Annotated in this window: 9 protein-coding genes and 1 pseudogene; 7 read left to right on the top strand and 3 right to left on the bottom strand. The window is 65.7% G+C overall.

Annotated elements, in window-relative coordinates; all coding sequences use genetic code 11:
* From VKI00_RS11970 to VKI00_RS11960, 3 genes are all read left to right on the top strand, one after another.
* Window positions 1-545, top strand: a 545-nt coding sequence (locus VKI00_RS11970; RefSeq protein WP_324437672.1) for an aminotransferase class III-fold pyridoxal phosphate-dependent enzyme, incomplete at its 5' end; no start/stop codon positions are given.
* Window positions 542-1,534, top strand: a complete 993-nt coding sequence (locus VKI00_RS11965) for an SMP-30/gluconolactonase/LRE family protein (protein ID WP_324437671.1) — start codon at window positions 542-544, stop codon at window positions 1,532-1,534. The genes VKI00_RS11970 and VKI00_RS11965, both read left to right, overlap by 4 nt.
* A gap of 68 nt (window positions 1,535-1,602) precedes the next feature.
* Window positions 1,603-2,856, top strand: a complete 1,254-nt coding sequence (locus VKI00_RS11960; RefSeq protein ID WP_324437670.1) for a D-alanyl-D-alanine carboxypeptidase family protein — start codon at window positions 1,603-1,605, stop codon at window positions 2,854-2,856.
* Here the strand turns inward: VKI00_RS11960 and arsB are convergent.
* Together arsB and VKI00_RS11950 are read right to left on the bottom strand one after the other, a co-directional pair.
* Window positions 2,853-4,330: pseudogene (gene arsB, locus VKI00_RS11955) on the bottom strand (ACR3 family arsenite efflux transporter). The gene VKI00_RS11960 and the pseudogene arsB sit on opposite strands and share 4 nt — an antisense overlap.
* A 10-nt stretch (window positions 4,331-4,340) precedes the next feature.
* Window positions 4,341-4,748: an ArsI/CadI family heavy metal resistance metalloenzyme gene (locus VKI00_RS11950; RefSeq protein WP_324437669.1), complete on the bottom strand. Its 408-nt coding sequence runs from the start codon at window positions 4,746-4,748 to the stop codon at window positions 4,341-4,343.
* A gap of 102 nt (window positions 4,749-4,850) precedes the next feature.
* On the opposite strand from VKI00_RS11950, the gene VKI00_RS11945 reads away from it, so the two are divergent.
* Genes VKI00_RS11945 through nagA form a run of 3 tightly spaced genes read left to right on the top strand, consistent with a single transcriptional unit; the run spans window position 4,851 to window position 7,716 of the window.
* A complete protein-coding gene (locus VKI00_RS11945) occupies window positions 4,851-5,210 on the top strand; it encodes an Rv2640c family ArsR-like transcriptional regulator (protein WP_324437668.1) in 360 nt (119 codons plus the stop codon).
* On the top strand, window positions 5,207-6,583 hold the full coding sequence (locus VKI00_RS11940; protein WP_324437673.1) for a sugar porter family MFS transporter: 1,377 nt from the start codon (window positions 5,207-5,209) through the stop codon (window positions 6,581-6,583). The genes VKI00_RS11945 and VKI00_RS11940 overlap by 4 nt, the downstream gene beginning before the upstream one ends.
* The gene (nagA, locus tag VKI00_RS11935; RefSeq protein ID WP_324437667.1) at window positions 6,574-7,716 is read left to right on the top strand and encodes an N-acetylglucosamine-6-phosphate deacetylase; all 1,143 of its coding nucleotides are present in this window, start codon (window positions 6,574-6,576) and stop codon (window positions 7,714-7,716) included. The genes VKI00_RS11940 and nagA overlap by 10 nt, the downstream gene beginning before the upstream one ends.
* On the opposite strand, the gene VKI00_RS11930 is transcribed toward nagA, so the two are convergent.
* Window positions 7,713-8,255: an isoprenylcysteine carboxylmethyltransferase family protein gene (locus VKI00_RS11930; protein ID WP_324437666.1), complete on the bottom strand. Its 543-nt coding sequence runs from the start codon at window positions 8,253-8,255 to the stop codon at window positions 7,713-7,715. The two genes, nagA and VKI00_RS11930, sit on opposite strands and share 4 nt — an antisense overlap.
* A gap of 98 nt (window positions 8,256-8,353) precedes the next feature.
* Between VKI00_RS11930 and VKI00_RS11925 the strand changes: the two genes are divergently transcribed.
* On the top strand, window positions 8,354-8,947 hold the full coding sequence (locus VKI00_RS11925) for a TetR family transcriptional regulator (RefSeq protein WP_324437665.1): 594 nt from the start codon (window positions 8,354-8,356) through the stop codon (window positions 8,945-8,947).
* Window positions 8,948-9,105 lie beyond the last annotated feature (158 nt).

The raw sequence follows: 9,105 nt of genomic DNA, 5'->3' as shown, positions 1-9,105 counted from the left end.
TCGGCTACGTGCCCGACATGATCACCTGCGCCAAGGGGATGACGTCGGGCTACTCGCCGATCGGCGCGATGATCGCCAGCGAGCGGTTGTTCGAGCCGTTCAACGACGGCAACACGATGTTCCCGCACGGCTACACCTTCGGCGGCCACCCGGTGTCGGCGGCCGTCGGGCTGGCCAACCTCGACATCTTCGAGCGCGAGGGCCTCAACGACCGCGTCAAAAACCATGCGCCCGGCTTCCGCGCCACCCTGGAAAAGCTGTATGACCTGCCCATCGTCGGCGATGTGCGTGGCGAGGGATTCTTCTACGGCGTGGAACTGGTCAAGGACAAGGCGACCAAGCAAACCTTCACCGATGCCGAACGCCGCTCGCTGCTTGGCCAGGTGTCGTCGGGCCTGTTCGAAGCCGGGCTGTACTGCCGCACCGACGACCGCGGCGATTCCGTCATCCAGTTGGCGCCGCCGCTGATCAGCGGTCAAACCGAGTTCGACACCATCGAATCGATCCTGCGCAGCGTGCTGACTGATATTGGGAGTCGGCTATGACGAAACCCGCCATCGACCCGATCCGGTGGCAGCCACCGCCGTCACGACCATTACCCGAACCCGACCTCACGGCAACGCTGCACGTGGTCGAACTGCCCGGCACCGCGCCCGAAGACGTCGTCGCCGATGCCGAAGGCAACATCTGGACCGGTGTCGAGGACGGACGCATCATCCGGATCACCCGCGACGGCAGCTCAATTCAGGTGATGGCCAACACCGGCGGCCGACCGCTCGGGCTGGCGGTCGCCCGTGACGGCCGTCTGCTGATCTGCGACAGCCACCGCGGCCTGCTGCGATACGACCCCGCCACCGGGACAATGGAAACATTGGTCGCCGAGGTGGCCGGCCGAGCGCTGACGTTCTGCTCGAACGTCGTCGAATCATCGGACGGCACAATCTTTTTCACCGAGTCGACGAGCCGCTTCCACTACGAGTACTACAAGGGCTCGGTGGTCGAGGGACGCCCGACGGGGTCGCTGTTCCGGCGTGATCCCGACGGGACCGTCAGCGTGTTGGCCCCAGATCTGTACTTCGCCAACGGCGTGACGCTGACCGCGGACGAGTCGGCGCTGGTGTTCGCCGAGACGACCGCCTGCCGGCTGTCTAAGTACTGGCTCACCGGAAGCCGGGCCGGGTCGATCACGCCGTTGGTCACCGAACTGCCCGGCTATCCCGACAACATCTCGACCGGTCTCGACGGCCGGATCTGGGTGGCGCTGGTCTCAGACCGCAACCGGCTCAGCGAACGGCTGAGCCCACGCGCGCCGATCATCCGCACCCTGATGTGGCGACTGCTGCCCTACCGCTGGCTGCCCAACCCGAAGCCGACGGTGTGGGTGGCCGCGTTCGACCCCGACGACGGCGATATCGTGACCCAGCTTCGCGCCCAACATGCGACCTTCGGCCTGGCCACCGGAGTGGTGGAAACGCCCGGACGGCTGTGGCTGGGCCGCATCGGGGGGCCCGGCGTCTGTTATCTAGATTTGTAACTTCTGTAACACCAGTCACAGCGCGGCTCCCAGGATTCGGGCCGCTGATCGCCTACTCTGCACAGACGATGCCTTATTTGCGGCCTTTCTTACGCTATGCGTCATGCCTGGTAGCGACGGCTTTTATGGTCGCGGTGCCCGCCGTGCTCGGTATGCCGGTTGCGATCGCCGAGCCCAACGCCGGCGGTGCGGGGCATGACACCTGTCCGTACAAGGTGGCCACCCCGCCGGCGGTGGACTCGTCGGAAGTTCCGCAGGCCGGCGATCCTCCGCTGCCGCTGCCGGTGCCCGCATCGCCGATCGGCGGCAACGCGCTGGGCGGCTGCGGTGTGGTGACGGCGGCCGACACCCCGCCGGTGCCGGGCGACGTCTCCGCCGAGGCCTGGCTGGTGGCCGACTTGGACAGCGGCGCGATCATCGCCGCGCGTGACCCGCATGGCCGTCACCGCCCGGCCAGCGTCATCAAGGTGCTCGTCGCGATGGCATCGCTGAACGAGCTCAACCTCAACAAGACCGTCGACGGCACGCCTGACGATGCCGCCGCGGAGGGCACCCGGGTCGGCGTTGCCCCGGGTGGCACCTACACCGTCAACCAGTTGCTGCACGGGCTGCTGATGCACTCCGGCAACGACGCGGCGCACGCGCTGGCCATGCAGCTGGGCGGCATGCCGGTCGCGCTGGAGAAGATCAACGGGCTGGCCGGCAAGCTCGGCGGCCGCGACACCCGCGCCGCAACGCCGTCGGGGCTGGACGGCCCCGGCATGAGCACCTCGGCGTACGACATCGGCCTGTTCTACCGATACGCTTGGGAGAATCCAACTTTCGCTGACATCGTGCGTACGCAGAAGTTCGATTTCCCGGGGCACGCCGATCACCCGGGCTACGAGCTGGAAAACGACAACCAGCTGCTCTACCACTATCCGGGCGCGCTGGGCGGCAAGACCGGATACACCGACGACGCCGGCCAGACGTTCGTGGGCGCCGCCAACCGCGACGGGCGCCGGCTGATGGCGGTGCTGTTGCACGGCACCCGCCTACCGATAGCGCCGTGGCAGCAGGCGGCGCATCTGCTGGATTACGGCTTCGCGACCGCGCCGGGGACCCGGGTGGGAACACTGATCGAACCCGACCCGTCGTTGCTCTCCGCGCTCAAGACATCGGCCGGCGGGGCCGCCGTTCCGGGTGCCGCCGCGAGCGCTGCCGCGATCGTGCCACCGGCCGACGCGCTGCCGGTACGAGTCGGTGTGGCGGTGATCGGCACCATCATCGTGTTCGGGTTGATCATGGCCGCTCGCTCGATGAATCGCCGGCCGCAGAACTAGCTCATGGTCGGCAGGAGTTCGACGATGAGTGCGCGGATGCGCTCGGCGATGTCATCACGGATTACGCGGACGGTGTCGAGCGGTTGGTCCGCCGGGTCGTCAAGTCTCCAGTCCCGATAAGACACACCGGGAAAGTAAGGGCACGCGTCGCCACAGCCCATGGTGATGACGACGTCGCTGGCCTCCACCGCGTCGGGGGTCACGACCTTAGGGACCTGTGCGGTGATGTCGATACCGAGTTCAGCCATCGCCGCGACGACGGCAGGGTTGATCCGATCCGCGGGTTCGGTTCCCGCCGACCGGACTTCGATGCCGTCACCGGCGAGATGGGTTAGTAGCGCGGCGGCCATCTGGGAGCGGCCGGCGTTATGCACGCAAACGAACATGACGCTGGGTCTGCCGCTCATGCGAATAGCCGTTTCCGCAGCGCTAGCGAGACGTAGACCAGGGCGACGAGCACAGGCACTTCGATCAGGGGTCCAACGACGCCGGCCAACGCTTGGCCGGACGCAACGCCGTAGGTGGCGATCGCCACGGCGATGGCCAGTTCGAAGTTGTTGCCGGCGGCGGTGAAGGCCAGCGTGGTGGTGCGTGGATACCCTAAGCCGAGTACCGCGCCCAGAAGGTAGCCGCCCACCCACATGATCGCGAAGTAGGCCAAAAGTGGCAGTGCGATGCGGGCGACATCCCATGGCCGGGAGGTGATCTGGTGGCCCTGCAGAGCGAACAGGATCACGATCGTGAACAGTAGCCCATAGAGGGCCCAAGGACCGATGTTGGGGAGATAACGGGTCTCGTACCAGTTGCGCCCCTTGGCTTTTTCGCCCCACCGGCGGGACAGGTATCCGGCAAGTAGGGGAATGCCCAGGAAGATGAGCACGGATCTGGCGATCTGCGACGTTGAGGTGGAGATGGCGGTTTGCGGCAGATGCAGCCAGCCGGGCAGCGCCGAGAGGTAGAACCAACCCAGGGCGGCGAACATGAGCACCTGGAAGATCGAGTTCAGCGCGACCAGCACTGCAGCGGCTTCGCGGTCCCCGCAGGCTAAGTCGTTCCAGATGATGACCATCGCGATGCAGCGGGCCAGGCCGACGATGATCAGCCCGGTGCGGTATTCGGGCAGATCGGCCAGCATCAGCCAGGCCAGGGAGAACATCACCGCAGGGCCGAGCACCCAGTTGAGCAGCAGCGAGCTGATCAGCAACCGGCGGTCGCTGGTAACGGTATCGAGCCGGTCGTAGCGGACCTTGGCCAGCACCGGATACATCATGATGAGCAACCCCAGTGCGATGGGCAGCGAAATCCCGTCAATCTGGACTTGTTGCAGCGCGATGTTGAGGTTGGGCACCCAGCGTCCCAGCAGCAGGCCAACAGCCATAGCCACCGCGATCCAAACCGGTAACATCCGGTCCAGCATGGAAAGGTCTGATACAGAAGGAATTTCAGTCGTGGCGGCAACGCCGGTGTCGGTCATGGGTGCGCCGTCAGCAGCACGATGTGGCTTCGGCGGCGGTCTCCCCGAAGCTCTCGGCATCCGCGAGCACGGTGTAGACCTCCCAGCGCTCGCCGCTGGGAGCGGTGACCCAGACCTTGTCCTGCGTCGCAAAGCAGCAGGTGGTGCCGATCTCCTCTTCGGTGAACATCTCGGCTTCAGTCAGCCGGGCGATCTCGGCGTGCACGATCTCGCTGGAATCGACCTCGACCCCGAGGTGATTCAGCGACCCACCCTGGCCAGGGTTTTCCAGTAGCACCAGCTTCAGCGGCGGATCAGCGATGACGAAATTGGCGTAGCCAGGTTTGCGTTTGGTTGGTTCGGTATGAAACAGGTTGGAATAGAACGTGATTGCCTGACCCAGATCCTCAACATTGAGCGCCAATTGAATCCGCGACATGGCAGCGAACCTTCCACTTGTGAGACATATATCGAACTACTGCTGCTGGCCCAGCATGCCCACCTTTTCGATATATGTCAATGCATGTGGCAAGATGGTCTGATGCCGAAAGCGTTGCCGGCTATCGATACGACCGCGCCGGTCTGTTGTGCCCCGGTGGCCGCGGGACCGATGAGCGACGCCGACGCGTTGCAGATCGCATTGCGTTTGAAGGCCTTGGCCGATCCCGCGCGGGTCAAGATTGTGTCGTATCTGTTCAGTTCCGTTGCCGGTGAGGAGATTTCCGGAGAGCTAGCGGCCGTGCTCGACCTGAGTGAGTCCACGGTGAGTCACCATCTGACCCAGCTGCGCAAAGCCGGCCTGGTGGTCTCGGACCGCCGCGGGATGAACGTGTTTCATCGGGTACGCCCCGAAGCATTACAGGCGCTTTGCACGGCACTGGATCCCAAGTGCTGCACTTGACCCGGCGGCATGGACTCCTGCTGGGCCTCACCGCAGCAAGCCTGGGCGTGGTCTACGGCTACGACCTTTCCAACATCGCGGGTGCGCTGCTGTTCATCACCGACGAATTCGGTTTGACGACGCGGCAACAGGAGCTGGTGACGACCGCGGTGGTGGTCGGCGAAATCGCCGGAGCGTTAGGCGCGGGTGTGCTGGCCAATCTGATCGGGCGCCGGCGGTCGATGGTGCTGGTCGCGGCCGGCTACGCGGTGTTCGCGCTGCTGGGCGCGATGTCGGAGTCGGTGCCCATGCTGCTGGTTGCCCGGCTGCTGCTGGGCCTGACCATTGGGGTGTCCGTCGTCGTGGTTCCGGTGTTCGTGGCCGAATCCGCGCCGGCCAGCGTGCGCGGTTCGCTGCTGGTCGGCTACCAGGTCGCAACCGTGTTCGGCATCATCCTCGGCTACCTGGCCTGCTACCTGCTGGCGGATTCGCACAACTGGCGCTGGATGCTGGGGCTGGCCGCCGTGCCGGCAACATTGGTGGCGGTAGGGTTGCTGCGGATGCCCGACACCGCGCGGTGGTACTTGCTCAAAGGCCGGGTCGCCGAAGCGCGGCGGGCGCTGCAACAGGTGGAGCCCGATAGGGACGTCGAACGTGAACTCGCCGAGATCAGCGCTGCGCTGGCCGAAGAAAGCGGCGGTACGTTCATGGAGATGCTGCGCCGGCCGTACCTGCGCGCCACCGTCTTCGTCGTCGTGCTGGGTTTTTTCATCCAGATCACCGGCGTCAACGCGATCGTCTACTACAGCCCCCGATTGTTCGACGCGATGGGCTTCCGCGGCGACTTCGCGCTGCTGGTGCTTCCGGCGCTGGTTCAGGTCGCTGCGCTGGCCGCCGTGCTGGTCTCGGTGGTTCTGGTCGACCGGCTGGGGCGGCGCCCGGTTCTGCTATCGGGGATCGGCGCGATGATCGCCGCCGACGTGGTGCTTATCATCGTGTTCGCCGCGCATTCGCCCGCGATGTTCGGTTTCGTTGGCGTGCTGCTGTTCACGATGGGGTTCACCTTCGGCTTCGGCGCGCTGGTATGGGTGTATGCCGGTGAGAGTTTCCCGTCCCGGCTACGGTCGATGGGGTCGAGTGCGATGCTGACCGCCAATCTCGCGGCCAATGCCATCGTTGCCGGTGTATTTCTGACCGTGCTGCATTCGCTGGGCGGCGCAGGCACTTTCGCAGTGTTCGGCGTTTTCGCTGTGGCCGGCTTCGCGTTCGTGTACCGGTTCGCCCCCGAGACCAAAGGCCGACAACTCGAAGAGATCCGGCACTTCTGGGAGAATGACGGTCATTGGCCTGAGAAATTAGCAAGCCCTGCAACGGATGTGCAGGCATGTCACTGATCGCCGCCGGCACTGTCGTGCTGCAGCAGGGCCCCTGCCGACCCGGTTGGGTGGAAACCTCGGCCGGACGGATCGTTGGCTGCGGGTCCGGCCTGCCGCCCCGGCAGGCCGATGTCGATATGCCCGATGCGCTGGTCGTGCCCGGCTTCGTCGACATCCACGTGCACGGTGGCGGCGGCGCGTCATACATCGACGGCAACGACGCAGATATTCTGCGCGCGGCCATGTTTCACCGCAGGCATGGCACGACCACCAGCCTGGCCAGCCTGGTCACGTCGTCGCCGGCCGACCTGCTCACGGCGGTACGCGCGCTCGCCGTTTCGACCCGCGCCGGCATTGTCGCCGGTATCCACCTGGAGGGCCCCTGGCTGAGCGCGGCGCACTGCGGGGCACACGATCCTCGGCAGCTGCGCGACGCGGAACCCGCCGAGATCGACGCCGTGCTGGCCGCCGGCGGTGGCGCGATCCGGATGGTCACGCTGGCACCCGAACGCGCTGGCAGCAGCGATGCGATTTCCCGCTTCGCCGACGCCGGAGTGGTTGTCGCCGTTGGACATACCGACGCAACTTACAAGCAGACCCGGCATGCCATCGAGCTGGGGGCGACGGTCGGCACCCACCTATTCAATGCGATGAGGCCAGTGCACCACCGCGAGCCCGGACCCGCGCTGGCCTTGCTGGCGGATGCTCGGGTGACCGTGGAGTTGATCGCCGACGGCGTGCACGTCCACCCCGCAATGCAACGAGCGGTGATCGAGGCGGCGGGAGCCGATCGGGTGGCATTGGTCACCGACGCCACCGCGGCGGCGGGATTGGGAGACGGCGAATTTCAGCTCGGCGCAGTGCAAATCGAGGTTGTCGAGCGGGTGGCACGCGTGCGTGGGACCTCGACGATCGCCGGGAGCACCGCGACGATGGACCAGCTCTTCCGCGCCGCGGCCGGCTTCGGCTCGGACCGCGACGCGGCGCTGGCCGCCGCGGTGCGGATGACCGCAACGGCACCGGCCCGAGCGCTCGGCCTCGACAACATCGGCAGTCTGCGCGCCGGTGCCGACGCCAATCTCGTTGTCCTGGACCGAGATCTGCATGTCACCGCCGTCATGGCCGATGGCGAATGGCAAGCGGATCGCTAACGCTGATTCGCCGGGACCCACCCGGAGATCCGCGGAAGCCAGCGCGGAACGTTCTGCTGGTACTCGACATACTCGCTGCCATATCGCTGAGTGAGATGCGGTTCTTCCCAGAACCGGATGGCGATTTCTTGCAACGCCCAAAAGCTCGCGAACCAGACCAACAGCGAACCCGACGCGGCGACGGCCGCCTCCCCCAGCAGGATGGCGAGCACGCCGCTGATCATCGGGTTACGCACATGCCGGTACGGGCCGACTACGACGAGGTGGACCGGCTCTCCCATCAGCTTGCCCAGCCCGAGCGTTCCCTTGCCAATCCGATGGAACAAAGACACCGTCCACAACCACATGCCCAACCCGCCGGCGATGAGCAGACCGCCGACGATGACGAGGCCGATGTTCAGCGGAGAATCGAAGTTCAGCCGCGCGTGACCCGGGGTCACGATAAGCGCCGGTACGACGAGCGTCACCGTCACCGGAAACACCAGGATCGAGATCAGGTGTCGCCACCATAGCTGCCGTTCACGTGTGTCCGTAACCATGTCAAACCCCTTTCGATCTAGATACTTCAACCTCGGTTGAATAAACGGTACGCCTTCGACACCCTAAGACCAACATGCGTTGAAGTATGCTGCCGGGCATGTCAAAGCCCGGCCGTCCGGGTCGGTGGCGTACCGGCCAGCAGACCCGGCAGCGGATCGTCGACGCCGCACGTGAACGTTTCACGCGCGACGGCTACGAACGAGCCACGGTCCGCGCGATCGCCGCGGAGGCCGGGGTGGACGTCGCGATGGTCTATTACTTCTTCGGCAGCAAGGAGGGCTTGTTCAGCGCGTCGGCGCTGACCGGGCCCGAGCACCCGCTGCACCAATTGGCCACGCTGCTGGACGAGGGTCCCAACCAGATCGGCCAGCGGCTGGTTCGTCGTTTCCTCGAGCACTGGGATGAGGGCGGCGCCTTCGAGCCGTTCATGGCGGTGTGGCGCTCGGCGGCGATCCAGCCGCAGGCCCGACAGGTGCTACATGACGCCCTTGCCGGTCCGGTGGCCACACGTGTCGCCGCGGAGTTCGGGGTCACCGATGCCGAGTTACGGGTAGAGCTGGTGGCCAGCCATTTAGCCGGGTTGGCTTTCGCGCGTTACCAACTCAAGCTCGAGCCGATCGCGTCGACCCCTGTCGAGGACGTAGTCGCCTGGATGGGGCCAACGTTGCAGCGCTACCTGACCGGCGACTAGGCGTCGTCGACAGGTAGCGCTGTGACAGCGTCACGCCGACGCGGATGGTCCTCGGTCTCCTCGGCCCGCCCGAACAGGAACGGATAAGCGATACCGGCGATCGCCCCGCCGATCAGCGGCGCCAGCCAGAACACCCACAGCTGTTGCGGTGCGCCGTT

It is taken from the genome of Mycobacterium sp., assembly GCF_035314665.1.
Lineage (GTDB): Bacteria > Actinomycetota > Actinomycetes > Mycobacteriales > Mycobacteriaceae > Mycobacterium.
This window is presented reverse-complemented; position numbering and strand designations above follow the sequence as displayed.

Coding starts and splice junctions, on each gene's coding strand:
- VKI00_RS11945 (WP_324437668.1), top strand. CDS start 4,851: ATGCCGAAAGCGTTGCCGGCTATCGATACGACCGCGCCGGTCTGTTGT.
- VKI00_RS11960 (WP_324437670.1), top strand. CDS start 1,603: ATGCCTTATTTGCGGCCTTTCTTACGCTATGCGTCATGCCTGGTAGCG.
- VKI00_RS11965 (WP_324437671.1), top strand. CDS start 542: ATGACGAAACCCGCCATCGACCCGATCCGGTGGCAGCCACCGCCGTCA.
- VKI00_RS11925 (WP_324437665.1), top strand. CDS start 8,354: ATGTCAAAGCCCGGCCGTCCGGGTCGGTGGCGTACCGGCCAGCAGACC.
- nagA (WP_324437667.1), top strand. CDS start 6,574: ATGTCACTGATCGCCGCCGGCACTGTCGTGCTGCAGCAGGGCCCCTGC.
- VKI00_RS11930 (WP_324437666.1), bottom strand. CDS start 8,255: ATGGTTACGGACACACGTGAACGGCAGCTATGGTGGCGACACCTGATC.
- VKI00_RS11950 (WP_324437669.1), bottom strand. CDS start 4,748: ATGTCGCGGATTCAATTGGCGCTCAATGTTGAGGATCTGGGTCAGGCA.